This window comes from Actinosynnema sp. NPDC023794 (assembly GCF_040639675.1).
Lineage (GTDB): Bacteria > Actinomycetota > Actinomycetes > Mycobacteriales > Pseudonocardiaceae > Actinosynnema > Actinosynnema luteola.
In genome coordinates this window covers 219383-242244 of the sequence record NZ_JBFAFR010000003.1, presented here as the reverse complement: position 1 = coordinate 242244, position 22862 = coordinate 219383, and the positions used below count along the sequence as shown (strand labels likewise).

Genomic DNA, 22862 nt, shown 5'->3' with positions numbered 1-22862 from the left:
CGGCAGCATGTCCGCCATGGCCGCTCAGTGGAACTACCTGATGGACATGGACGGCGTGCTCGTGCACGAGGAGCACCCGATCCCGGGGTCGAGCGAGTTCGTCGCCGAGCTGACCGCGAACGGCATCCCGTTCATGGTGCTCACGAACAACTCCATCTACACCCAGCGCGACCTGCGGGCCCGTCTGGCCCGCACGGGCCTGGAGGTGCCGGAGGCCGCGATCTGGACCTCCGCGCTGGCCACCGCGAAGTTCCTCGACTCGCAGCGGCCGGGCGGCTCGGCGTACGTGATCGGCGAGGCCGGCCTGACCACGGCGCTGCACGAGATCGGGTACGTGCTGACCGACCGCGACCCGGACTACGTGGTGCTCGGCGAGACCCGCACGTACAGCTTCACCGCGATCACCAAGGCGATCCGGCTGGTGGAGGAGGGCGCGCGGTTCATCGCGACGAACCCGGACGCCACCGGGCCGTCCCGCGAGGGCTCGCTGCCCGCGACCGGCTCGATCGCCGCGCTGATCGAGCGCGCGTCCGGCCGTGCGCCCTATTACGTCGGCAAGCCGAACCCGCTGATGATGCGGTCGGCGCTGCGGGCGCTGGGCGCCCATTCGGAGAGCACGCTGATGATCGGCGACCGGATGGACACCGACGTGCGGTCCGGCCTGGAGGCCGGGTTGCGCACGATCCTGGTGCTCACGGGGATCTCGACGGAGTCGACGGCCGAGCTGTACCCGTACCGGCCGACCCGGGTGGTCAAGTCGATCGCGGACCTGGTCGGCAACTCGGGCAACCCGTTCCCGGACGGGCTCGCGGACGCCGGCTGAGTTCGTGGGCGCCGGCCGGGCCCGGTGGGCGCCGGCTGGGCCCGGTGGCTTCCGTGGCCGGCGGTTGAGCCCTCGTGCCGTCGCCGACCTGCGGTTACGTCGGAATTGTCGGTGGTCGCGGCTAGCGTGACCGGCCATGGGCATCAATCACCTGGCGGTCGTCGAGGAGTACAGCGAGTCCTTCACCGAGGCGGTGGCGGGCAACCTCGGCGCGCCGGTGCCGAGCTGCCCGGGCTGGACGGTCGACGACCTGGTGGCGCACCTGGCGGAGGTGCAGGCCTGGTGGACCGCGGTCGTGCTGGCGAAGGGCGCGTACCCGGACGAGGAGGCGGCGCGGCGGGCCGCCGACACCGGACCGGACCGGGTCGAGGGGTGGCGGGAGATCAGCGCGCGGTACGTCGCCGTGCAGGAGGACTACCTGCGCGTCGCCGGGCCGGACGCGCCGGTGTGGGTGTGGTGGAACGACGAGGAGCGCGACACCGCGGCGGCGCTGGTGTCGCGGCAGGCGCACGAGGCGGTCGTGCACTGCTGGGACGCGCAGCGGGCGGTGGGCGCGGTCAAGTCGATCCCGGCCGAGGTGGCGGTGGACGGGGTCGACGAGTTCTTCGAGCGCTTCCTCACCGGCAAGGCGTGGGAGGGCGGGCCCGTGGTGCTGGAGTTGGCGGCGACCGACGCCGGCGCGACGTGGCTGCTCGGCACGGACGGGTCGGCGAGGCCGGCGCGGCTGGCCGAGGGCTCGGCGGACGTCCGGGTCAGCGGCACGGCCGAGCAGCTGTACCTACTGCTGTGGCGGCGGCTCGTGGTGGAGGACGTGACCGTGACGGGCGACCGCGCGAAGGTGGACGCGTTGCTCGGGTGGCCCGAGCTGACGTGAGGGGAAGGCGCCCTCCGCGGAGGGCATGCCGTTGATCCGGTCGGCCATGCGCTCCGCCCGGTCGCGCAGCAGTTCGGCGCGGCACGAGCCGGGGCCGCCGAACGCCGCGCCCAGGCGGTCCAGCAGGTCCGCCTGGAGGCGCAGCCACTCGATGTGCTGCCACGGGTGCCAGCTCGTGCCGGCTCGCGCGGCCACCGCGACCATCGCCTCGTCCAGTTCGCCCGCGACCTGCTCCAGTAGCTCTCTCATGGTCGGTGAGAGCCCGCCGGTCGGCTTTCGTCACGGCGAATCACCCCGATCTCACCCTGACGGGTGAGGTTCGCGGTGGTGCGGCCGAAGCGTCCGGGCCGAGCGCTGATCGACTTTTGCGCACCACGCCCCCGCGTCGCTTATCGTCGCAGGTGTGGAACGACCGCTCTTCGTGGTTGGCGACGTGCACGGGCACCTCGCCGAGCTGACCCGCGCCCTGCACGCCTCGGGCCTGGTCGACGCCGACGGTGACTGGTGCGGCGGTGACGCGGAGCTGTGGTTCCTCGGCGACTTCGTCGATCGCGGCCCCGACGGGATCGGGGTGATCGAGTTCGTGATGCGGCTGGCCGAGCAGAGCGGCGGCCAGGTCGACGCGCTCATCGGCAACCACGAGGTGCTGCTCCTGGGCATGCACCGGTTCGGCGACCGCAACGTGCCCGGCGCGCCGACACCGCGCAGCTTCGCCCGCAGCTGGCTGCTCAACGGCGGCCTGCGCAGCGACCAGGACCGGCTCACCGACACCCACATCGACTGGCTGACCTCCCGCCGCGTGCTCACCGAGGTCGACGGGCACCTGCTGATGCACTCCGACACCCTCGCCTACCTCGAGTGGGGCGACACGATCGACGAGGTCAACGAGGCGGTGTGGGACGTGCTGAAGAGCGACGACCTGGACCACTGGTGGGAGTGCTGGCGCAAGATGACCACCCGCTACGCGTTCCGCGGCCCGGACGGCGCGGTGGTGGCGGGCGAGTTGCTCGAGGTCCTCGGCGGCCACGAGGTGGTGCACGGGCACAGCGTCATCGCCGACCAGCTCGGCGTGCCGCCGGAGGAGATCGACGGTCCGCTGCGGTACGCCGACGACAAGGTGCTGGCGGTGGACGCGGGTCTCTACAGCGGAGGTCCGTGCCTGGTCGTCCAACTGGTTGCGGACCAGGCGGAGTAGGCGCAGCATTGCCCCACCCGCAATGCAAGAGTCCCCACCTCAGAGGGCTCCACCCGCAAGGAGGGAGCGCCATGCTCACCGCGACGCGGACCACGACGATCCTGCCCGTGACCGACTCGGACCGGGCGTCCCACTTCTACGCCGACCAGCTCGGCCTCACGCCGATGGGCGGTGGTGACGACGGCACCCGCCTGTTCGAGCTCGGCCGCGGCGACGTGCTCGGCCTGATGCCCGCCGAGGAGGGCGCGCAGACCGGGCACACCGTGCTCAGCTTCGAGGTCGACGACCTGGACGCCGAGATGGGCGAGCTGGAACGGCGCGGCGTGCGGTTCGAGGACTACGACCTGCCCGAGCTGAAGACGGTCAACCACGTCGCCGTGCTCGGGTCGGAGAAGGCGGCGTGGTTCCACGACAGCGAGGGCAACGTGCTGTGCCTGCACGAGGTGATCGGCTGAGCCGCTGATCCGGTCTGGTCGGCTGATCCGGTCGAGTCGGCCGGGACCGCGGGTCAGGGGACGGCGACGATCTCCTTGCCCAGCGGCATCAGCGAGACCGGCACCATCTTGAAGTTCGCCACGCCGAGCGGGATGCCGATGATCGTCACGCACAGCAGCACACCGGTCACCACGTGGCCGATGGCCAGCCAGATCCCCGCGACGATGATCCACACGACGTTGCCGATCAGGGACGGCGCGCCGGCGCCGGGCCGGTCGACGACCGTGCGCCCGAACGGCCACAGCGCGTAGTTCGCGATGCGGAACGACGCCAGCCCCCACGGGATGGTGATGATCAGCACGCAGCACACCACGCCGGCGACCACGTACCCGACGGCCAGCCAGAAGCCGCTCAGGACCAGCCAGATCAGGTTCAGGATGAGCCTCACACGCCCATCTTGCCCGATTAAGCTCCCGTCCCGTGCCGAACAAACTCCGCTGGGGTGTCGTGGCGACCGGCGGCATCGCCGACGTCGTCACCGGTGACCTCCGCCTGCTGCCCGACGTCGAGGTGCTCGCGGTGTCGTCGCGCGCGCTGCCCAAGGCCGAGTCCTTCGCGGCCAAGCACGGGATTCCGCGCGCGTACGGCGACTACGCCGACCTGCTGGCCGACCCGGACGTGGAGGTCGTCTACGTGGCGACGCCGCACGTCCAGCACCACGAGGTGACCCGCGCGGCGTTGGAGGCGGGCAAGCACGTGCTGTGCGAGAAGCCCGCCACGCTGACCCTGCGCGAGCTGCGGGACGTCGTGGACCTGGCGCGCGAGCGCGGCCTGTTCTTCATGGAGGCCATCTGGACCAGGTTCAACCCGCTGATCGTGCGGATGGCGGAGCTGGTCGCGAACGGCGAGATCGGCGAGGTCCGGTCGATCCGGGCGGATTTCGGCTTCACGCTGGAGCACGACCCGGCGCACCGGCTGTGGAACAAGGCGCTGGGCGGCGGGTCGTTGTTCGACCTGGGGATCTACCCGGTGTCGTTCGCGCACCTGCTGCTGGGCGAGCCGGAGACGGTCCAGGCGCACGGGCGGATGGTCGACGGCGTGGACGCCGAGATCGGGATGCTGCTCGGCTACGAGGGCGGCGCGCACGCGTTGCTGGGGTCGTCGTTGGTCAGCCCGCTGAAGTCCGGCGCGGTCGTGTACGGGACGCGCGGTCTGGTCGAGCTGCCGGAGGCGTTGTTCAACCCGAGCCGGATCGTGGTCAACGGGGTGGAGCACCGGCACGAGCAGGAGGGCGCCGGGTACGTTCCACAGCTGCGCGAGGTCGTGAACCGGGTGCGGGCGGGTGAGACGGAGAGCCCGTCCATGCGGCCCGACGAGTCGTTGGCGATCCTGCGCACCCTCACCAGGGCCGCCGAGCGGGTGGGCCTGGACTACGACGACGTGGCGGTGGGTTGATCATGGGCAAGAAGTGGGTGCTCGCGGCGGTGGCCGGGCTCGTGGGCGCGGTGGGGCTGGTCGTGTTCTCGCGCCGGGGCGCGGGGGGTGACGAGCCGGTGCGGACCGTGGCGGCGCGCAGGCGTGAGGCGCCGCGACGGGCGGACGCGCGGCGGATCGTCGTGCCGCGGCAGGTCGGTGCGGGGAAGGGCGTCGGGAAGGCCGGCGCGGGGAAGGGCGGTGCGCGGAGGGTCGGGTCCGCGGCACGTCGGTGACGGTCAGCCGGGCAGCAGCGCTTCGATCACCTGGACCACCGATTCGACGCGGCGGCTGCCGGGCGTGAGCAGGTGGCTCAACGCGACCCGCACGATCGTGTCCGCGACCAGGTGCACGCGCGCGTCCGGCATCGCCGGCCAGTGCTTGCGGATGTGCTGCGCGAACACCGAGGTGGCGAACGTCAGGACCGGTCGTCCCTTGGTGGTCAGCAGGGGCAGCATGTCCTCGGCGTTCGCACCGCCCAGCACCGACTTGGCCAGCGCGTCCCGGGTGGCCAGGTCGAACGCGAACCTGACGCCGCGCCGCAGGCCCTCCAAGGGGTCGGACGTGCTCGCCAGCTCAGCCCGCACGCCGTCGAGGAACTCGGCGGTCTTGTGCAGAGCCACGGCCTGCACGAGCCGTTCCTTGTTGCCGAACTCGTTGTAGACGGTCTGCCTGCTCACGCCCACCTTGGCGGCGACCTCCGCCATGCGCAGGCCACGCGAGCCGTGCGCCGCGATCAGCTCCACCGCCGCGTCGAGCAGCGCCCGGGTGAGTTCCGTCACGGCGCAAAGCTTCGCACAGCGCATAGGGTGCGAACCGTGCCTTTGACCGTGGGCTTCGACCTGGACATGACGTTGATCGACCCCAGGCCGGGCATGGCCGCCGTGATGGACGCGGTCGCGGCGGAGAGCGGCTACCCGCTGGACGGGGCCCACTTCGCGGCCAACCTCGGCCCGCCCCTGGACATGATCTACCGCGACTTCGGCGTGGTCGAAGAGGACATCCCGGGGTTGATCGCCCGGTTCCGCGAGCTGTACCCGGAGGTCGTCATCCCGGCCACGGTCGCCCTGCCGGGCGCGGCGCAAGCGCTTGCGGCGGTGCGTGAGCTGGGCGGGACGACGATCGTGGTCACCGGCAAGTATCGGGCCAACGCGGCGCTGCACCTGGCGGCGCTGGACTGGGAAGTGGACCACCTGTTCGGCGAGCTGTGGGCGGCCGGCAAGGCCGAGGCGTTGAAGGCGCACGGCGCGGCTGCGTACGTGGGCGACCACGTGGGTGACGTGCGCGGTGCGAAGGCGGCCGGAGCGGTGGCGGTCGGGGTGGTGAGCGGGCCGTGCGACGCCGAGGAGCTGACGGCCGAGGGCGCGGACGTGGTGCTGGCGGACTTGACGGAGTTCCCCGGGTGGCTCCGGGCGAACGTCGACCGGCTCAGCGCCGGGGCCGGGCGTTCCGCACCGCGCTGAACACGCCCAGCGCGAGACCCGCGGGGGCGAGCAGCCAACCCGCGGCGAACACCCAGGCCGGCAGGCCGCGTTCGCCGGCGATGAACATCGCGACGATGGCCGCCACACCGAGCGCGAACAACGCCACTGCCGGCGGCATCAGCTTCGAGGTCGACATGGCTGAAGCGTAGTCGCGGGTCCGGGCGGGGTGGCGGGGCGGCGGGGCGGCGCAGTCGCGCGATCGGAGGTGCCCCGGCGGCGGTGTTCTGGATAGTCTGGTGAGACGCGCCTTGGGCACGCCCGGGGCGCGTTCGTCGTGTGATCGCAAAAGGATTGGTGAGAACGGTGCCGACCGGCAAGGTCAAGTGGTACGACTCGGAGAAGGGCTTCGGCTTCGTCACACAGGACGGTGGCGAAGACGTCTACGTGCGGAAATCCGCGCTGCCTCCGGGTGTCGAGGGCTTGAAGGCCGGTCAGCGGATCGAGTTCGGCATGGCCGAGGGCAGGCGCGGTCCGCAGGCGTTGTCGGTCCGGCTGGTCGACCCCGCGCCGTCGGTGGCGGAGGCCCGTCGTCGGCCCGCCGAGGAGCTGCACGGCCTGATCGAGGACATGATCAAGCTGCTGGAGAACAAGGTGCAGCCCGAGTTGCGGCGGGGGCGGTACCCGGAGCGGAAGAACACGAAGCTGATCGCCGAGGTGGTTCGGGCGGTGGCGCGGGAGTTGGATCCGTAAAGCCGGTGGTGCCGTCCGTTCGGCACGTACACGGACGCCCTGGCCCCCAGGCTCGTCGCCTGGGGGTCAGGGCGCCCCTACCGCAGCGGGAGGTCGGTCGGAGGTCACCGGAGGTCGATGGGCTCGGTCACCGCCAGCTTGTCGAGTCGTCTCGCGACTTCGACGGCCAGTTTCTTGAAGTCCAGGTAGCACCTTTGAACATATGACTGCATGCTGCCTATCGCACCGTCTGCGGAACGCAAGTCGAACATGGGCTTGCGCGCGTCGTGGGGTCAGGTCGAGGTCGTCAAGCGTCGTGCCGTGCACAGTTCGAGTGTCGAACGGGCCTTCGTTCGACCGGCGACGCTCGCTGAGCACTCTCTCGGCGTCGCGGGTGGCGCGACGAGTCGTCGGCCCAGGCCTCACCCAAGCGATGCCGTCAAGGCGGACTGGTGGTGTCGATGAAGCCGTCACCCTGATGTGGACCACGTCCTTGCCCTGGAACTTCGCTCGGTCGACGACGACCGAAGGTCGGTCGATGATCTTCCCGTTGTCGCGCATGTCCGTGAAGGCGAGGAGCGCGCGGTCCGAGACGTCGGTACCGTCCACCGCGTTGCCGTACTTGTCGACGCCGATCAGCAGGTCTCCGCCACCCCTGTTCGGCAGGTCGTTCGACAGTGCGCAGATCGCGCGTAGAATAACGCTGTTATCGGTCGCGGACTGCTTGAACTCCAGGCAGGGGTTTCTTCCGTCCCCGGCAAGTCCGCGAGATCGTCACTCATGGTGCCATCTCGACAGACCGCTCGGCGGAGCGGCCGGACGAACGGAGCACCGCTCCGCTACCTGAACAGGCAGGTCAGCCTCGGTCGTCGACCGAGAGGACCCAGGTGCCCCGGGCGACGAAGTCGAACGCGCCGGTGGCGCCTGCCTCGATGCGTGCGCCGTACTGCTGGACCTCGACGCTCTCCAGCTGGTCGTCGGGGTTCGGGAGCACGAGGGTGTAGGCGTACCTCGGGTCGCGTTCGGTGAAGAGCCTGCTGCGCAGTGGTTCCTGGGGTTCGCCCCGCGCGTTGCGGTAGGTGAACTTCACCGACCAGGCCGTGTCGGCCAGGTCGCCCGGCACGGAGATCTGGACCGGCTTGCCCGGGCGGACGCGCAGCACGCCGACGGCGTCCGGGGCCACGTCGCAGTTCTCCGATTGCAGGTCGCAGTACTGGGTCGGCTGGACGTTGATCGTCTTGCCGTCGGCGTAGAACGTCACCTCGGGGTCGGTGGGTGCCGCCGCGCAACCGGCTAGGACCAGGAGCGACGCGGGGATCAGGACTCGGCGCACGGCGGTCGAGCCTACGTGCCCGGCCTGGGCACGACGGGCGCGGGCCGCAGTGGGCGGTCGCCGCCCAGGCCCGGGATGAGGGTCGTGCCGCGCTTGGTCTGGATGGTCTGCGCCAGGCCCGCCGCGAGCAGGACGGCCAGGACGGTGAAGCCGATCCAGTACTCGGTGGGCAGCAGGACGCCGAGGGCGCCGCCGAAGACCCAGCCGAGCTGGAGGATGGTTTCCGAGCGGCCGAAGGCGGAGGCGCGGGATTCGTCGGGGACGTCGTCCTGGATGACCGCGTCGAGGGACACCTTGGCCAGCGAGCTGGCGGTGGCGCCGACGAGGCCGACGGCGGCGGCGGTGACCAGGCCGGGGAAGACGGCGGCCAGGACGACCGCGGCCAGCGCGGTGGTGAGGCACCCGATGACCACCTGGTCCGGTGCGCCGAAGTGCAGTCGTGCGCCGACGGCGTTGCCGAGGAAGCTGCCGACGCCGGCCGCGGCGGCGATGACGCCCAGCAGGAGGACCTGCATGAGCGCGTCGCCCTCGGTCTGGGCGCGGACGACGAAGGCGGCGAAGAGCATGAGGAAACCGGTCAGCATGCGGATCGAGCCGTTGGCCCAGAGGGCGACCACGACCGTGCGGCCGAGTGGTTGGCGCTTGGGCTTCTGCGGCTTGGCGCGCAGCGAGGTGGGGACCTCGCCCTCGGTGACCTCGACCCACGACGGGATGCGCAGGCAGTAGTAGGCGTTGGTCAGGCAGAGTGCGGCGGTGAACCAGAGGGCGCCCGGCGAGCCGAAGAGGTTCGCGAAGCCGGCCGCGACCGCGCCGAAGACGCCGCCGGCGGCGAGGCCGAACACGGTCATCCGGGCGTTGGTCTTGGACAGCGTGATCTCACGGGGCAGCACGCGGGGTGTTATCGCGGCCTTGAGGACCGTGAACGACTTGGAGAGCACCATGCTGCCCAGCGCCGCCGGGTAGAGGCCCCAGTTGTCGAAGTTCAGCGCCATCGCGATGGACAGGAAGACGCGGATCACGCAGGACGCCGCGAGCGCCACCCGCCTGCCGTGCTGGATGCGGTCCAGGGCGGGGCCGATGACGGGTGCCACCAGGGCGAACGGCGCGACGGTGATCAGCAGGTAGAGCGCGACCTTGCCCCGGCTCTCGCCCGCCGCGGCGGAGAAGAACAAGGTGTTGGCCAGGGCGACCGCCATCGCCGCGTCGGCCGCGTAGTTCAGCATCACCGCGTAGGTGAGGGAGGACAGGCCGGACTGCTTGGCGCCGTCGGCGTGCGCGGCCTTGCGGAACGTGGCCAGCGCCTTGCTGCTGAGCTGCCGGGTGCGGAACCACGCCACGCGGGTGACGGTCAGCTTCTTCGGCAGCGTCGGGACGGTCGGTTTGTCGGCGTCCGGGGGCGGAGCCGGCGGTGGGGTGAAGCCGGCCGATTCGCGGTTGCCACGCGGGTCGCGGTGGGCGCGCTGGTCCTGCCGGGGTGGGTCGGGTGGTGGGGGCGAGCCCGGAGTCGGGTACGGCCGGGTCCGCGGCTTGTACTCGTCGTCCTCCCACGGGTACCGCCGCGACTGGTCTTCCGGCCGAGGGGGTGTCACGTGTCAATCCTGCCTCACCCGGTGCGGGCTGTCTCACACATTGCCGCCGGTGAGCACGGTGGCGATCGTCTCGCCCGGGAGGTCGGCCACGGCGATCGCGGCCAGGCCGACGGCTCCCGCCGGTTCGAGCACGAGGCCGAGCGTGCGCTGGGCCAGCGCCATCGCGTCTCGGATGGCGTCGTCGGGCACCAGGAGCATGTCGTCGACGAGGGCTCGCAGGCGGGGGATGGCGGCGGGCACGGGGACGCGGACGGCGATTCCGTCCGCGATGGTGTCGATGGGCGTGTCGGCCACCGGACGCCCCGCCCAGGCGCGGGCCACGGCAGGCGCACCCTCGGCGCAGACGCCGACGACGCGGGTGTCCGGGGAGTGCTCCTTGATCCACCGGGCCATGCCGGTGATCAGGGCGCCGTCGCCGACGGGGACCACCGCCGTGTCGAACCGGCAGGCTCGAAGGAGTTCGACGGCGATGCTGCCCGCGCCCTCGGTGATGGCGACGTCACGGCCGTCCTCGACGAAGATCGCGCCGACGCGCTGGGCGTGGTCGCGGGCAGCGTCCTTGGCGGCGGTGAAGTCGCCCGGGACCTCGATCACGGAGGCTCCCAGGGACTTCATCCGGCGGACCTTGTCGCGGACGGCGGCACGGGAGACGAAGACCTCGACCGGGAAGCCGCGGTTGCGGCCGACGTAGGCCACGGCCTGGCCGAAGTTCCCCGCCGACGCGCACACGACCGGGCGTCCCGGCGGCAGGGTCGCGCCCATGAAGTCCGCGCCGCGGCCCTTGAAGCTGCGCAGCGGGTTGACCGTCTCGACCTTGATCAGCACCCGGCGGCCCAGGGCCGTGCCGAGCTGCTCGTCGACGTACTGCGGTGTGCCGCGGAAGACGGGGTCGATGGTCTCGGCGGCGCGGGCGATGTTGTCGAGGTCGATGTCCACGTGCGAGACCGTAGGTCACTACCGGGTGAACCGGACCCGGAAGATCGTCGGCCAGTTCTTGCCGGTGACGAGGAACTCGTCGGTGCCCGGCACCGCGGCGATGCCGTTGAGCACGTCGGTCTTCGGCACGTCGGCCGGCCGCAGGCCGCTGAGGTCGACGGTGGCCGTGACCTGGCCGTTCGCCGGGTCGATGCGCACCACCTCGTCGGTCTGCCACACGTTGGCCCACACCTGGCCGTCGACGCACTCCAGCTCGTTGAGCAACGGGAGCGGCTGCCCGTCGCGGCGGACGGCGACCGCGCCGGTCTCGGCGAAGGAGGTCGGGTCGCGGAACGCCAGCTCGTCGGTGCCGTCGCTCATCACCAGCCGGCCGCCGTCGCGGCACAGCCCCCAGCCCTCGCCCTCGTACGTGACGCGTCTCACTTCCTCGAGCGTGTTCCGGTCCCGCTCGATGGCCACGCCGTCCCGCCACGTGAGCTGCCAGATCCGGTCCCCGACGACCGTGATGCCCTCGCCGAAGAGGGGTTCGGGCAGGTCGACGCGCCGTTCCACCTCGCCGGTGGAGGGGTCGAGCCGGCGCAGCGAGGACTGCCCCTCCAGGCCGGTGCCCTCGTAGAGGACGCCGTCCACGAGTTCCAGCCCCTGCGTGAACGCCCCGGTGTCGTGGGGCACCGTGCCCAGCACTTCGACCCGGGTCGGACCGCCCGTTGGACCGCTCGGCGGGGTGGTGCACGCCGCCGACAAGACGAAGACCGCCGCCATCAGGAGCCACCGCACGTCCGAAAGGGTGGCACGTGTGCACGGGGCCGCGCGGACGTGCGGCACAATTCAACCCGTGACCGCCACGCCGACCCGCCAGCCCGATCCAGCGCTCGCCGACCCAGCGGCAGTCCGGCTCGCCCGAGCCGCCGCGCAAGAGGAGGCGGGCGCGGAACGCGTCGGCGACCACGTGGGCGCAGTCGCCGAGGACGCGGTGTCCGCGACGCACCTGTTCGAGGCCGACCACGCGGGCTACCAGGGCTGGAACTGGGCCGTCACGGTCGCGTTCGCGGGCCCCGGCACGCCGCTGTCGGTCAGCGAGGTCGTGCTGCTGCCCGGCGAGGACGCCCTGGTCGCGCCCGAGTGGGTGCCGTGGCACGAGCGGGTGCGGGCCGGTGACCTCGGTGTCGGCGACCTGCTGCCCGCGCCCGAGGACGACCCGCGCCTCGCGCCGGGGTACGTCGGCTCGGACGACCCGGCGGTCGAAGAGGTCGCCCTGGAGGTCGGGCTCGGTCGCGTGCGGGTGCTGTCGCGGGAGGGCGTGCTCGACGCCGCCCAGCGCTGGCACGCCGGTGACTTCGGGCCGCGCAGCGAGATGGCCCGCAGCGCGCCCGCCACCTGCGGCACGTGCGGCTTCTACACCCGGATCGCCGGGTCGCTCGGCGCCGCCTACGGGGTGTGCGCGAACGAGATGACGCCGGCCGACGGGCACGTCGTGCACGTGGAGTACGGGTGCGGCGCGCACTCGGAGGTCGAGGTCGAGGGCGGTCCGCTCGTGCCGGTCGCCGAGGTCGTCTACGACGACGCGGTGCTCGACGTCGAGGCCAACTCCGAGAGCGGGAAGTGAGCGCGGACCCGTTCGGCACCGAGGCGCTGCGCGAGTCGGTGCTGGCGGCGTGGCACGGCTCGCCCACGCGGTTCCGGGAGGACGCCAACGCCGAGGAGGACCTGCGGCTCGGCGGGTACCGCGACCGGCTGCTGGTCGAGTTGGCGCAGAACGCGTCCGACGCGGCCGGCGACGCGCCCGGCGTGCTGCGACTGTCCGTTGTGGACGGTGAGCTGCGCGCGGCGAACACCGGTGCGCCGCTGGACGCGGCGGGCGTGGCGGCGCTGGCGTCGTTGCGCGCGTCGTCGAAGGCCGCGGACACGGTCGGGCAGTTCGGCGTCGGTTTCGCGGCCGTGCTGGCGGTGACCGACGAGCCGCGGGTGGTGTCGCGGACCGGCGCGGTGGCGTTCTCGGCCTCCCGCACGCGTGAAGCGGCGCCGTCGCTGGCGTCCGCGCGCGGCGGTGACGTGCCGGTGCTGCGGTTGGTGTGGCCGTCGGACGAGACGGACGTGCCGGACGGGTTCGACACCGAGGTGCGGTTGCCGTTGAAGGTCGACGGTGGTGCGCTGCTCGCGGAGTTCGCGGTGCAGGTGCCGGACCTGTTGCTGGCGTTGCCGGGGTTGCGGCGGGTCGAGGTCGGCGCGGAGGCGTGGGAGCGGTCCGAGGCCGACGGCGTCGTGGTGCTGACCGGGCCGGGCGGGGCGCAGCGGTGGCTGGTGCACCGGGTCGGTGGCGAGCTGCCGGCGGCGCTGGTCGCGGGGGTCGAGTCGCGGCCGCAGTGGTCCGCGTGCTGGGCGTGGCCGATGGACGAGCCGCTGCCCGGGGACGTGCTGCACGCGCCGACGCCGACCGACGAGAAGCTGTCGCTGCCCGCGCGGTTGATCGCGACGTTGCCGGTGGAGCCGTCGCGGCGGCGGGTGCTGGCGGGCGCGGCGGCGTCGTTCGTGCTGGAGCGGGCCGCGTCGGCGTACCCGGAGCTGGTGGCGAAGCTGCCGGCGGTCGAGCGGACGTCGCTGGTGCCGCTGCCCGGGTTCCCGTTGTCCGAAGTGGACGATCGGTTGCGGACCGGTGTGCTGGCGGCGTTGCGGTCGGCGTCGTGGCTGCCGCTGGCGGACGGCGAGTGGGCCGCGCCGTCGGCGGCGAAGGTGCTGGACCTGGCGTCGTTCGAGCTGGTCGAGCTGCTGGAAGACGTCGTACCCGGCCTGCTCGACTACGAGCTGACGCTGCCGCCGCACGCGAAGGCCTTGGCAGCGCTGGAAGTGCCGCGGCTCGGTGTGTCCGAAGTGGTCTCCGCGCTGGCCGGCGTCGGCGGCGACCCGTCGTGGTGGCGCCAGGTGTACGACGCGCTGTCGCCGGTCGCGGACGTCGACTCGACCGCGCGCGAGGCGATGGGCGGGCTGCCCGTGCCGCTGGTGGACGGGCGGCTGGTGAGCAGCCCGCGCGGGGTGCTGGTCGGCACGGACACGGAGCTGTTCTCGGTGCCCGGGTTGCGGATCGCGCACCCCGAGGCGGCGCACCCGTTGCTGGTGAGGTTGGGCGCGACCGAGGCCGGTCCGGCGGAGCTGCTGGACTCCGACGCGGTGCGCGAGGCCGTGCACCGGAGCCTGGACGACCCCGCGCTGGACGGTCCGGAGCTGGTGCGGACCGTGCTGCGGCTGGTGTCCCGGGCCGGCGGGCGGCCGTGGCTGTCGGAGCTGGCGTTGCCGTCGGCGGACGGTGAGTGGCGGCGCGCGGACGAACTCGTGCTGCCGGACTCGGCGCTGCTGGCCGTGCTGGAGCCCGACGCGCCGTTCGGCGTGCTGGACGCCGCGGTGGCGGCCGAGTGGCCCCGGTCGGTGCTGACGGACGTCGGCGTGATCGACGGGTTCACCGTGGTGGAGGACGATTCGCCCACCGAGCCCGACCACGACCTGGCCGACGAGGGGTACTGGTGGGACGCGTTCGACGTGCCGCCGGCGCGGGTGCTCGGCATCCGCGACCTGGACCTGGTGGCGCGGGACAAGTGGCCGCAGGCGTTGGCGATGATGGCCGCCGACCCGGTGGCGTGGCGTGCGGTGAGCGAGCCGGACGGTTACACGGGCTGGTGGCTGGCGCGCTACGCGACGCTCGACGGCGTGCCGCTCGGGTCCTGGCGGCTGCCGGACGCGGACGGGCTGGAGGGCCTGTACGACGTGGTGCCGTCGATCGGGCTGCCGCCGCACGTGCTGGCCGCTGCCGGGGTGCGCACGTCGTTGAGCGTGGTGGACTCCGACGACGTCACGGATCTGATCGCACGGCTGGGTGATCCTGCGCGCAAGCTGTCCGATGCTCTCGTGCTGCGCGTGCACGCTTCGCTGGCCGAGGTGGCGGAGTCGGTGAGCGTCGAGCCGCCGGACCGGGTGCGGGTGCTGACCGGCGCCGCCGAGGAGGCGGACGACGTGCTGGTGCTGGACCTGCCGTGGCTGCTGGGCGTGCTGCCGCCGGGCCAGGTGCTGGCGTCGTCCGGCGCGGCGGCGGAACTGGCGGAGCTGCTGGCGCTGCCGTTGGCGTCGGAGGAGGTGTCCGGTGCGGTGGTCGGCGAGGGCGACGAGGTGATCTGGTCGGAGCTCGGTGCCGTGCGGCTGGCGTGCGACCTGCTCGGCGTCGACCTGCCGGACGGTTCGCTGGTCGTGCACGACGATCTCGTGGTGGCGGCCGAGGGTGCGGAGCACTCGGTGTCGTGGTGGGTGGACGACGCGGTCGTGCATGCCGCCGACACGCCCGAGGGCTTAGCGCGTGCGTTGGCGTGGACGACGGGCCGCTGGGATGATCGGCACACGTTCGCCGCGCTGATCGCCGACCCGACGCCTGCCGTGCTGCTGGGCTGACCGGCCGGGGCTGACCGGCCGGGCTGCCAAGATCACCCGATCGTGGCAGCCGCTCCGGGGATGAATGGAAATCCCGGATTTGTTGCCGGAAAAGAGGGAGGCGCGGCGCCCCGGCCCCCAGTGTCAGTCGGGGTCCGTCGAGCGCCGGCCGTCCGCCGGTCTCGGCCGATGCGAGCGGTGGTCGGCGGGCAGCCGTGGTCGGGGCACGGAGCAGCGGTGGTCGGCGGCGGGCGTTGGGCGGCGTTGGTCGGCGAGCGGCGGCGGGCGTTGGTCGGCCGATGCGGCTGGTGCGGCCGAGCGCGAGCCGCCTGCGGTGTCAGCCTGAGAGCCGCGTGTGCGGTATCAGCCCGGGCAGCCGATGGCTGCCGGGTGTCCGATGGTGCGGTGGCAGCCGGTGGCCGGCGTCAGCCGGAGGCCGCCTGGGCGCCGCTCACTCCAGGCCCTGGCCTTGCTGGGCGGTGCGGCTGCCGCGGCGCGCGGCGGACCGTTGCCAGGTGAAGATGCCGTAGCCGATGATCCCCAGCAAGCCGCCGGACAGGCACGTCCAGACCAGGACGGTCTGGTCGCGGGCGAACAGCAGCACCCCGACCAGCGCCAGCAGCCACAGGGCGGTTCCGGCCACGATCGCGGGCACGGGATCGGCCAGCTTCGGTGGAAGCGGCGGCGGGGGTGGGAGGGGTGTTGCGTCCTGTTCGGCCACGTCGGGCAGGCTACTCGCCCGAAACACGAGTAGGGCACGCTCTGCCTGCTCCGCACGCACGAGCAGGGCACGCACGAGCAGGGCACGCACTGCCCGCTCCGCACCACCGATCGAGGAGATGAGATGGCCACCGCCGGGACACCCGCCGCTCAGACGCCGCCGCCGACGCCGCCCAAGTCGCCGGCCCGGTCCAAGCTGGACGGGTTCTTCAAGATCTCCGAACGCGGCTCCTCGGTCGGGCGGGAGGTGCGCGGTGGGCTCGTCACGTTCGTGACCATGGCCTACATCGTCGTGCTGAACCCGCTGATCCTGGGCAGCTTCGCCGCCGACGACCCCTCCGCGAAGGTCGACGTGCTCGGCAACATCCTCACCATCCCGCAGGTCGCGGCGGTGACGGCGCTGGTCGCGGGCGTCATGACGATCCTCTTCGGACTCGTCGCCAACTACCCGTTCGCGCTGGCCACGGGCCTGGGCATCAACTCGTTCGTGGCCGTCACGATCGTGCCGCAGATGTCCTGGCCCGAGGCGATGGGCCTGGTCGTGGTCAACGGCCTGGTGGTGCTGCTGCTGGTCGTCACGGGTGTCCGCACGGCCGTGTTCAACGCGGTGCCGGCGGAGCTCAAGGCGGCCATCGCGGTCGGCATCGGGTTGTTCATCTGCTTCATCGGCCTGGTCGACGCCGGGTTCGTGCGCCGGCTGCCGGACGCGGCGGGCACCACCGTGCCGGTCGGGCTCGGCATCAACGGGTCCATCGCGTCGTGGCCGACGTTCGTGTTCGTGGTCGGCCTGGTGGTCACCGGCATCCTGGTCGCCCGCAAGGTCAAGGGCGCGATCCTGATCGGCGTGCTGGCGGCGACCGTGCTGTCCATCGTGATCGAGGCGATCGTCAAGGCCGGCCCCTCGCAGGGCACCAACCCGACCGGCTGGAACCTCGGCTACCCCGGCCTGCCGGAGCAGGTCTTCGGGCTGCCCGACCTCTCGCTGCTGGGCGACGTCTCGTTCGGCGCGTGGACGCGGGTGCCCGCGCTGACCGCCGCGCTGCTGGTGTTCACGCTGGTGCTCACGGACTTCTTCGACACCGTCGGCACGATGACCGGCCTCGGCAAGGAAGCCGGCGTCATCGGCAAGGACGGCCAGCTGCCGGGCGTGTCCAAGGCGTTGTTCGTGGACGGCCTGGGCGCGGTCGCGGGCGGTGCGGCGTCCTCGTCGTCCAACACGGTCTTCATCGAATCGGCGTCCGGCATCGCGGAGGGCGCGCGGACCGGCCTGGCGAACATCGTCACCGGCCTGCTGTTCCTCGGCGCCATGTTCCTCACCCCGCTGTACGCGGTGGTGCCGATCGAGGCGGCGGCGCCCGCGCTGGTCGTCGTCGGCGCACTGATGATCATGCAGATCAAGGAGATCGACTTCGCCGACTTCTCCGTCGGCCTGCCCGCGTTCCTCACCATCGTGATCATGCCGTTCACGTACTCGATCGCGAACGGCATCGGCGCGGGCTTCGTCAGCTACGTGGTGTTGCGGGCGCTCACCGGGCGTGCGCGCAGCGTGCACCCGCTGATGTGGGTCGTGGCGGCAGCGTTCGTCGTCTACTTCGCGATCGGACCGATCCAGGCCGCGCTCGCGGGCTGAGGTGGGCAACTTCTCTTCGACGGGCGACGAGATCGTGAGGTATGCTAACTACGTGGAGACCGAGGCTGAAGCGGGACTGGCGAGCCGGCTGCGACTGGCCGTCGTCCGGCTCAACCGGAGGCTCCGCGCGCAGCGGGTGAACTCCGCGATCTCGCTCACCCAGGTGTCCGCGCTGTCGACGCTGCACAAGTGCGGACCCCTGACGCCGGGCGAGCTGGCCGCCAAGGAAGGCGTCCAGCCACCGTCCATGACCAGGGTGATAGCCGCCCTGGAGGAGTACGGGTTCGCCACGCGCCGCCCCCACCCCACCGACGGCCGGCAGGCCATCGTGGAGCTGAGCGAGGCGGGGCTGAGCTACATCAACGAAGAGGTCTCCGCGCGGGAAGCCTGGCTGGACAAGCGGTTGGCCGAGCTGACACCGGAGGACCGGGGCACGCTGTCGCGTGCCGCCGAGATCATCGACAGGATGGCGGGGCAGTAACGAAGTGCCGGCGTACGCGGGTGGGGCAGAGACGGACCAGGTCGAACGCAACCCAGCCGCACCCCCGCCGCGCAAGCGCATGTTCGGCTCGCTCCGCGTGCGCAACTACCGCCTCTACGCCTCCGGTCAGGTCGTCTCGCTCGTCGGGCTGTGGATGCAGCGCGTCGCGCAGGACTGGCTGGTGCTGGAGCTGTCCGACGGCTCGCCGGTCGCCCTCGGCATCGCGGCGGCGCTGCAGTTCGCGCCCACGTTGTTCCTGTCGCTGTGGGCGGGCGTGCTCGCCGACCGGATGGACAAGCGCAAGCTCCTGCTGGTGCTGGAGACCGGTCTCGGGCTCTGCGCGCTGACGCTCGGCCTGCTCGACGTCACGGGCGTGGTCGAGCTGTGGCACGTCTACCTGCTGTGCCTGCTGCTCGGCGCGGTGTCCGCGGTGGAAACGCCGGTGCGGCAGAGCTTCGTGGTCGAGATGGTCGGCCGCGACCAGCTCACCAACGCGGTGGCGTTGAACGCCATGACGTTCAACCTGGCCCGGATGGTCGGCCCGGCCGTCGCCGGCGTGATGATCATCTTCGTGGGCACGGGCTGGGTGTTCCTGATCAACGCGATCAGCTTCCTCGGCGTGCTGGGCGGGCTGCTGCTGATGCGTGCCGCCGAACTGCACCGCGGCGACCCCGTGCCCCGGGAGAAGGGCCAGCTGCGGGAAGGGCTGCGGTACGTGCGCAAGCGCGCCGACCTGGTGATCCTGCTGTGCCTGGTGTTCTTCATCAGCACGTTCGGGCTCAACTTCTACGTCACGCTGGCCGTGCTGGCGCGCAACACGTTCGGCGGCGACGCCTCCGCCTACGGCCTGCTCTCGACGCTGCTCGCGGTCGGCACGCTGGCCGGCGCGACGCTGGCGGCCAAGCGCAGCGCGCGCGGCAAGCCGCGGTTGAGGCTGCTGATCCTGGGCGCGCTGGCGTTCGGCGTGCTGGAGGTCGTGGTCGGCCTGATGCCCACGATGTGGCTGGCCGGGCTGGCGCTGATCCCCGTCGGCATCGCCATGATGACGTTCACGACGACCGCCAACGCGACCGTGCAGCTGGCCGTGTCGCCCGCGATGCGCGGCCGGGTCATGGGCCTGTACATGCTGGTGTTCCTGGGCGGCAACCCGGTGGGCGGCCCGGTGATGGGCTGGCTGGCCGAGCACTTCACCGCGCGGGCGCCGCTGGTCGTCGGCGGTGTGGTGTCGATCCTGGCGGCCGTGGTCGGCGGCGTCGTGCTGGCCCGACGGGGTGGCATGAGGCTGCCGACGCACCGCCTGGGCCTGCGCCGCCGCGCCCGCGTCTGACAATGGTCCGGTGGTCATCGCAACGGACTGGGTCCGGCTGCTCGTCGTCTGTCTGATCTTCACCGCCGTCGCGGGCGCCGTGGTGTGGTGGGCGCGGTTGGCGTCGCCTCGGCCCGTGGTCCGGGCGGCCGTGCGGGCGACGGCGCAGTTGGCCGCCGTGTCGGCGGTGATCACGGTGGTGCTGGCGTCGCTGCCGCTGACGGCGGCGTTCCTGGTGGTGATGGCGGGCGTGGCGACGGGGACGTCGGCTGCCCGCACGAAGACCGGACGGCGTGGCGTGTGGGTGGGTGTGGCGATCCTCGCGGGGACGGCGCCTGCGCTGGTGGCGCTGGTGGCGAGCGGCCTGGTGCCGTTGCGGGGGATCGCGCTGGTGCCGGTCGGGGGGATCCTGATCGGTGGGGCGATGACCGCCACCACGTTGTCCGTGCGGCGGACGTTGGACACGTTGCGGGACCGGCACGGCGAGTTCGAGGCGGCGTTGGCGCTGGGGTTCACCGAGCCGGTGGCGGTGCGGGAGTTGGTGCGGGGGCCGGCGGCGGAGGCGTTGATCCCGGCTTTGGACCAGACCCGGACGGTCGGCCTGGTGACGTTGCCCGGCGCGTTCGTCGGGATGCTGCTCGGCGGCGCTCCGGTGTGGCAGGCGGGCGCGTTGCAGCTCGTCGTGCTGCTGGCGCTGCTGGCGGTCGAGGCGGTGGCGATCGCGGTGGTCGTCGAACTCGTCGCCCGCGGCCTCGTGCGCAGGACTGGTGCGGTCGGTGAAGTTAGGCTAACCTAAGGCTCGTCGCTTCGTGGTGGGAGCGGCAGTCAGTTCGGGAACAGACGAGGCCCCGCCTCCCGGTCGTACCACCGGGCGGCGGGGCCTCGTCGTGCCGGCCCGCCGCGGGCGCCGACGGCTGGGGGCGAGTGACGAGCCGACCGGCCCCCCGACGTGGCGGCCATCGAGCAGTCGGGGCAGGCGCTGGAGGGGTGCGGGGGCACGCTGCTGCTCGTCGCCCACGACCGGAGGACGGCGTCGGCTGTGGGGGTTGACCACACCTTGGACGTGCGGACCCTGGCAAGATGGGCGCATGGGCACCGAGGAGGACTGGCCGGTCGAGCAGACGTGGTCACTGCGCAACACGCACTGGCACGCCTATGTGGAGCACACGTCCCTCGACCACGCCTCCCCGCGCGCCGAGCGGCTGGAGCGCACGCCGGAGGAGGTCCTGACCACGCCCGCCGAGGTGGCCGCGTGGTTGGAGGTCAACCTGCGCAGCGCGACCAAGCCCGAGGAGGCCGGGAAGAAGCGCACGAAGGACGAGCGGGACTTCTCCGACTCGAACCGGGTGCACACGTCGCTGGCGTCGGCGGGCGAGAGCATCTACACGGGGGTGAAGGGCATGCTGACCCTCGCGGTCGAGGCGGTGACCCCCGACGAGTGCCGCAGCTCCCACGACGGCGCCGACGTCGCTCCGCTGAAGGCCGGTCGGCGGCGTTGAGTCGGCGGTGGGGTCGCTGACCTGTGGTTTTGGGTCGACGCGGTTCTCGTGGTCGGGACGCGAAGATCACCCGAACGCGCGAATCGAGCGGGTTCGGGGATCAAGGGAAACGCCGAAAGCGTCGCCGGAGGAATGAAGGTGTGGCACCCGGCCCGGACCAGGCATCGCGCTCTGGACGGGAACGGCGCACGTGCGGCACGTGCGGGCGCGCGCCGGCACGGTGGCGCACGCGAGCCAGACCGGGTTCGAGCGTGAACGAGACCGGGGTCGAGCGTGAAGCGGGTTACCCGGCGCCCGCCGCGCCCCTGGACGCTGCGGGCGCTGGGCGTCGCATGCCCGAGTGCGGCGGGCACCGAGCGCGGCGGGGGTTACAGGCCCACGGGCCAGGTGTGGACCGGTTCGCCGGCGTGTGACAGTTCGACGTACCGGCCCAGCATGGCGGTGAGGGCGGTGTCGCGGTCGGCGCCGCGTTCCTCCAGCAGGGCCACCGTCTCGCGTTGCCACTGGGAGCCCGTGCGCCGCGCCAGGCACCTGGCCTCGATCACGCCCAGGTAGCGCTCGCACGCCTCGTCGGACACGCCGCACGCCCGCAGCCCCTCGTGGGCCAGTGGCAACAGGCGGCGCAGGACGAGCTCATCCGGCGGCACCCAGCCGATGCCCGGCCAGTACAGCTGCGAGCCCATCCCGTGCCGAGACCCGGCGTACAGGTTCTCCTCCGCCGCGTGGAACGACATTTGGGTCCACAAAGGACGCTCCAAAGTGGTCAGTGCTCGTTGCGCGCCGTAGAAGAACGCCGCGTTCGCCATCGTGTCGAGCACCGTCGGCCCGGCCGGCAGGACGCGGTTCTCCACGCGCAGGTGCGGCACGCCGTCCACCACGTCGTACACCGGCCGGTTCCAGCGCCACACGGTCCCGTTGTGCAGCCGCAACTCCGTCAACGACGGCGTCCCGCCCGCCCCGAGCACGTCCAACGGGTCCTCGTCGCCGGTCTCCGGCAGCAACGCCGGGAAGTAGCGCACGTTCTCCTCGAACAAGTCGAAGATCGACGTGATCCACCGCTCGCCGAACCACACCCGCGGCCGGACGCCCTGGTTCTTCAGCTCCTCCGAACGCGTGTCCGTGGCCTGCAGGAACAGCGGTATCCGGGTCTCGTGCCACAACGCCCGCCCGAGCAGGAACGGCGAGTTCGCCGCGATCGCCACCTGCACCCCGGCCAACGCCTGCGCCGCGTTCCAGTGCGCCGCGAAATCATCCGGCGCCACCTGCAAGTGCAGCTGCACGGACGTGCAAGCCGCCTCCGGCATGATCGACTCGGCGTAGCTGGACAACCGCTCGCCCGCCCGCCCCGGCAGGGGCGCGCCCTCCATCGACAGCACGACCTCCTCACCTCGCGCGGCGAGGATCTGGTCGTTCAACGTCGTGTACCGCGCCTGCTGCGACAGCCACCGCCGGTCGAAGTGCTCGTGCCGCAACGTCGGCAGCACCCCGATCATCACGATCGACGTGCCGGCGTCGTGCGCCTTCACGTCCGCTGCCGCGAGCGTGGAGACCAGCTCCCGCTCCAGGTCCAGCGTCTCGTCACCGGCCAGCTCGCGCGGCGGGACGTTGACCTCCAGGTTGTGCTGGCCCAGCTCCAGCGTGAACGACGGGTCGTCGATCTTCTCCAGCACCTCGGAGTTGGCCATCGCGGGCCGACCCGCGCCGTCGACCAGGTTCAGCTCGATCTCCAGCCCCATCTGCTGTCTCGGGAAGGAGAAGCTCTCCTCCGCCAGCATGGTTCCCAGCGCGTCCATGCACCGCTGCATGCGCTCGCGGTAGCGCTGGCGGTCCTCTCTGGTGAACGTCCGACTGGACACATCCGTACCCATGCCGCCTCCCAATCGGTAGGGCTGCTCCGGCGGGCTTAGCGGAGGCCAACCGTGACACAGCAAGCATCTGCCCGCCAGCGCCCAAATCGGTGCTCTCTGTCACATAGCAGTAACAATCAGCGAGAAGGTGCTGGTTG

26 protein-coding genes are annotated in these 22862 nt (G+C 72.0%); 15 read left to right on the top strand and 11 right to left on the bottom strand.

All coding sequences use genetic code 11. The features are described 5' to 3' along the window. Positions 1–16: 16 nt before the first annotated feature. Positions 17–823: an HAD-IIA family hydrolase gene (locus tag AB0H12_RS09710; protein ID WP_499622179.1), complete on the top strand. Its 807-nt coding sequence runs from the start codon at positions 17–19 to the stop codon at positions 821–823. A gap of 136 nt (positions 824–959) precedes the next feature. After that, positions 960–1697 carry a maleylpyruvate isomerase family mycothiol-dependent enzyme gene (locus tag AB0H12_RS09705; RefSeq protein WP_499622178.1) on the top strand — a complete coding sequence of 246 codons (738 nt, stop codon included), beginning with the start codon at positions 960–962 and terminating at the stop codon, positions 1695–1697. On the opposite strand, the gene AB0H12_RS09700 is transcribed toward AB0H12_RS09705, so the two are convergent. Next, positions 1602–1946 carry a hypothetical protein gene (locus AB0H12_RS09700; protein WP_499622176.1) on the bottom strand — a complete coding sequence of 115 codons (345 nt, stop codon included), beginning with the start codon at positions 1944–1946 and terminating at the stop codon, positions 1602–1604. The two genes, AB0H12_RS09705 and AB0H12_RS09700, sit on opposite strands and share 96 nt — an antisense overlap. A 154-nt stretch (positions 1947–2100) precedes the next feature. Here AB0H12_RS09700 and AB0H12_RS09695 point away from each other — a divergent pair, with 154 nt between their 5' ends. Together AB0H12_RS09695 and AB0H12_RS09690 are read left to right on the top strand one after the other, a co-directional pair. After that, a complete protein-coding gene (locus AB0H12_RS09695; RefSeq protein WP_499622175.1) occupies positions 2101–2892 on the top strand; it encodes a metallophosphoesterase in 792 nt (263 codons plus the stop codon). Positions 2893–2963: 71 nt separating this feature from the next. Next, on the top strand, positions 2964–3347 hold the full coding sequence (locus AB0H12_RS09690; protein WP_230569794.1) for a VOC family protein: 384 nt from the start codon (positions 2964–2966) through the stop codon (positions 3345–3347). A 53-nt stretch (positions 3348–3400) separates the two neighbouring features. On the opposite strand, the gene AB0H12_RS09685 is transcribed toward AB0H12_RS09690, so the two are convergent. Beyond that, positions 3401–3775 carry a YccF domain-containing protein gene (locus AB0H12_RS09685; protein ID WP_499622173.1) on the bottom strand — a complete coding sequence of 125 codons (375 nt, stop codon included), beginning with the start codon at positions 3773–3775 and terminating at the stop codon, positions 3401–3403. Positions 3776–3807: 32 nt separating this feature from the next. On the opposite strand from AB0H12_RS09685, the gene AB0H12_RS09680 reads away from it, so the two are divergent. Then, on the top strand, positions 3808–4782 hold the full coding sequence (locus tag AB0H12_RS09680) for a Gfo/Idh/MocA family protein (RefSeq protein WP_499622172.1): 975 nt from the start codon (positions 3808–3810) through the stop codon (positions 4780–4782). Between the two features lie 2 nt (positions 4783–4784). Next, positions 4785–5036, top strand: a complete 252-nt coding sequence (locus tag AB0H12_RS09675; protein ID WP_499622170.1) for a hypothetical protein — start codon at positions 4785–4787, stop codon at positions 5034–5036. Between the two features lie 3 nt (positions 5037–5039). Here the strand turns inward: AB0H12_RS09675 and AB0H12_RS09670 are convergent, their stop codons facing one another. Next, complete coding sequence (locus AB0H12_RS09670; RefSeq protein WP_499622168.1) at positions 5040–5582, bottom strand: TetR/AcrR family transcriptional regulator; 543 nt, start codon at positions 5580–5582, stop codon at positions 5040–5042. A gap of 36 nt (positions 5583–5618) precedes the next feature. Here AB0H12_RS09670 and AB0H12_RS09665 point away from each other — a divergent pair, with 36 nt between their 5' ends. Next, the gene (locus AB0H12_RS09665) at positions 5619–6263 is read left to right on the top strand and encodes an HAD family hydrolase (protein ID WP_499622166.1); all 645 of its coding nucleotides are present in this window, start codon (positions 5619–5621) and stop codon (positions 6261–6263) included. Here the strand turns inward: AB0H12_RS09665 and AB0H12_RS09660 are convergent. After that, complete coding sequence (locus AB0H12_RS09660; RefSeq protein ID WP_499622164.1) at positions 6229–6420, bottom strand: hypothetical protein; 192 nt, start codon at positions 6418–6420, stop codon at positions 6229–6231. The genes AB0H12_RS09665 and AB0H12_RS09660 overlap by 35 nt on opposite strands. 167 nt (positions 6421–6587) lie before the next feature. Here AB0H12_RS09660 and AB0H12_RS09655 point away from each other — a divergent pair, with 167 nt between their 5' ends. Further along, positions 6588–6974: a cold-shock protein gene (locus tag AB0H12_RS09655; RefSeq protein WP_123744351.1), complete on the top strand. Its 387-nt coding sequence runs from the start codon at positions 6588–6590 to the stop codon at positions 6972–6974. Between the two features lie 66 nt (positions 6975–7040). Here AB0H12_RS09655 and AB0H12_RS09650 read toward each other — a convergent pair whose 3' ends face one another. From AB0H12_RS09650 to AB0H12_RS09630, 5 genes are all read right to left on the bottom strand, one after another. Continuing rightward, on the bottom strand, positions 7041–7688 hold the full coding sequence (locus tag AB0H12_RS09650; protein WP_499622526.1) for an AlbA family DNA-binding domain-containing protein: 648 nt from the start codon (positions 7686–7688) through the stop codon (positions 7041–7043). Between the two features lie 121 nt (positions 7689–7809). Continuing rightward, positions 7810–8286: a DUF2771 family protein gene (locus tag AB0H12_RS09645; protein WP_499622162.1), complete on the bottom strand. Its 477-nt coding sequence runs from the start codon at positions 8284–8286 to the stop codon at positions 7810–7812. Between the two features lie 11 nt (positions 8287–8297). Further along, complete coding sequence (locus AB0H12_RS09640) at positions 8298–9875, bottom strand: MFS transporter (RefSeq protein WP_499622161.1); 1578 nt, start codon at positions 9873–9875, stop codon at positions 8298–8300. A gap of 33 nt (positions 9876–9908) precedes the next feature. Beyond that, complete coding sequence (locus tag AB0H12_RS09635) at positions 9909–10811, bottom strand: threonine ammonia-lyase (RefSeq protein WP_499622160.1); 903 nt, start codon at positions 10809–10811, stop codon at positions 9909–9911. Between the two features lie 18 nt (positions 10812–10829). Then, positions 10830–11573, bottom strand: coding sequence for a glutaminyl-peptide cyclotransferase (locus tag AB0H12_RS09630; RefSeq protein WP_499622524.1), 744 nt, complete (start codon positions 11571–11573; stop codon positions 10830–10832). A gap of 73 nt (positions 11574–11646) precedes the next feature. Between AB0H12_RS09630 and AB0H12_RS09625 the strand changes: the two genes are divergently transcribed. Together AB0H12_RS09625 and AB0H12_RS09620 are read left to right on the top strand one after the other, a co-directional pair. Next, positions 11647–12417, top strand: coding sequence for a DUF3027 domain-containing protein (locus AB0H12_RS09625; protein ID WP_499622159.1), 771 nt, complete (start codon positions 11647–11649; stop codon positions 12415–12417). After that, positions 12414–15242, top strand: coding sequence for a sacsin N-terminal ATP-binding-like domain-containing protein (locus tag AB0H12_RS09620; RefSeq protein ID WP_499622157.1), 2829 nt, complete (start codon positions 12414–12416; stop codon positions 15240–15242). Before AB0H12_RS09625 ends, AB0H12_RS09620 begins: the two co-directional genes overlap by 4 nt. Positions 15243–15672: 430 nt before the next feature. Here AB0H12_RS09620 and AB0H12_RS09615 read toward each other — a convergent pair whose 3' ends face one another. Then, complete coding sequence (locus AB0H12_RS09615; RefSeq protein WP_499622156.1) at positions 15673–15942, bottom strand: DUF2530 domain-containing protein; 270 nt, start codon at positions 15940–15942, stop codon at positions 15673–15675. Between the two features lie 123 nt (positions 15943–16065). On the opposite strand from AB0H12_RS09615, the gene AB0H12_RS09610 reads away from it, so the two are divergent. From AB0H12_RS09610 to AB0H12_RS09590, 5 genes are all read left to right on the top strand, one after another. Then, positions 16066–17571, top strand: a complete 1506-nt coding sequence (locus AB0H12_RS09610; protein WP_499622154.1) for an NCS2 family permease — start codon at positions 16066–16068, stop codon at positions 17569–17571. 52 nt (positions 17572–17623) lie between these two features. Further along, positions 17624–18052, top strand: a complete 429-nt coding sequence (locus tag AB0H12_RS09605) for a MarR family winged helix-turn-helix transcriptional regulator (RefSeq protein ID WP_230569809.1) — start codon at positions 17624–17626, stop codon at positions 18050–18052. A gap of 4 nt (positions 18053–18056) precedes the next feature. Further along, positions 18057–19379: an MFS transporter gene (locus tag AB0H12_RS09600; RefSeq protein WP_499622153.1), complete on the top strand. Its 1323-nt coding sequence runs from the start codon at positions 18057–18059 to the stop codon at positions 19377–19379. A 10-nt stretch (positions 19380–19389) separates the two neighbouring features. Continuing rightward, positions 19390–20154, top strand: coding sequence for an ABC transporter permease (locus tag AB0H12_RS09595; RefSeq protein ID WP_499622152.1), 765 nt, complete (start codon positions 19390–19392; stop codon positions 20152–20154). 292 nt (positions 20155–20446) lie between these two features. Beyond that, positions 20447–20857, top strand: a complete 411-nt coding sequence (locus tag AB0H12_RS09590) for a hypothetical protein (protein ID WP_230569812.1) — start codon at positions 20447–20449, stop codon at positions 20855–20857. Positions 20858–21225: 368 nt separating this feature from the next. Here the strand turns inward: AB0H12_RS09590 and AB0H12_RS09585 are convergent, their stop codons facing one another. Next, positions 21226–22725, bottom strand: coding sequence for a glutamate-cysteine ligase family protein (locus AB0H12_RS09585; RefSeq protein ID WP_499622150.1), 1500 nt, complete (start codon positions 22723–22725; stop codon positions 21226–21228). Between the last annotated feature and the right edge of the window lie 137 nt (positions 22726–22862).

Coding starts and splice junctions, on each gene's coding strand:
- AB0H12_RS09710 (WP_499622179.1), top strand. CDS start 17: ATGGCCGCTCAGTGGAACTACCTGATGGACATGGACGGCGTGCTCGTG.
- AB0H12_RS09705 (WP_499622178.1), top strand. CDS start 960: ATGGGCATCAATCACCTGGCGGTCGTCGAGGAGTACAGCGAGTCCTTC.
- AB0H12_RS09700 (WP_499622176.1), bottom strand. CDS start 1,946: ATGAGAGAGCTACTGGAGCAGGTCGCGGGCGAACTGGACGAGGCGATG.
- AB0H12_RS09690 (WP_230569794.1), top strand. CDS start 2,964: ATGCTCACCGCGACGCGGACCACGACGATCCTGCCCGTGACCGACTCG.
- AB0H12_RS09675 (WP_499622170.1), top strand. CDS start 4,785: ATGGGCAAGAAGTGGGTGCTCGCGGCGGTGGCCGGGCTCGTGGGCGCG.
- AB0H12_RS09660 (WP_499622164.1), bottom strand. CDS start 6,420: ATGTCGACCTCGAAGCTGATGCCGCCGGCAGTGGCGTTGTTCGCGCTC.
- AB0H12_RS09630 (WP_499622524.1), bottom strand. CDS start 11,573: ATGGCGGCGGTCTTCGTCTTGTCGGCGGCGTGCACCACCCCGCCGAGC.
- AB0H12_RS09610 (WP_499622154.1), top strand. CDS start 16,066: ATGGCCACCGCCGGGACACCCGCCGCTCAGACGCCGCCGCCGACGCCG.
- AB0H12_RS09590 (WP_230569812.1), top strand. CDS start 20,447: ATGGGCACCGAGGAGGACTGGCCGGTCGAGCAGACGTGGTCACTGCGC.
- AB0H12_RS09585 (WP_499622150.1), bottom strand. CDS start 22,725: ATGGGTACGGATGTGTCCAGTCGGACGTTCACCAGAGAGGACCGCCAG.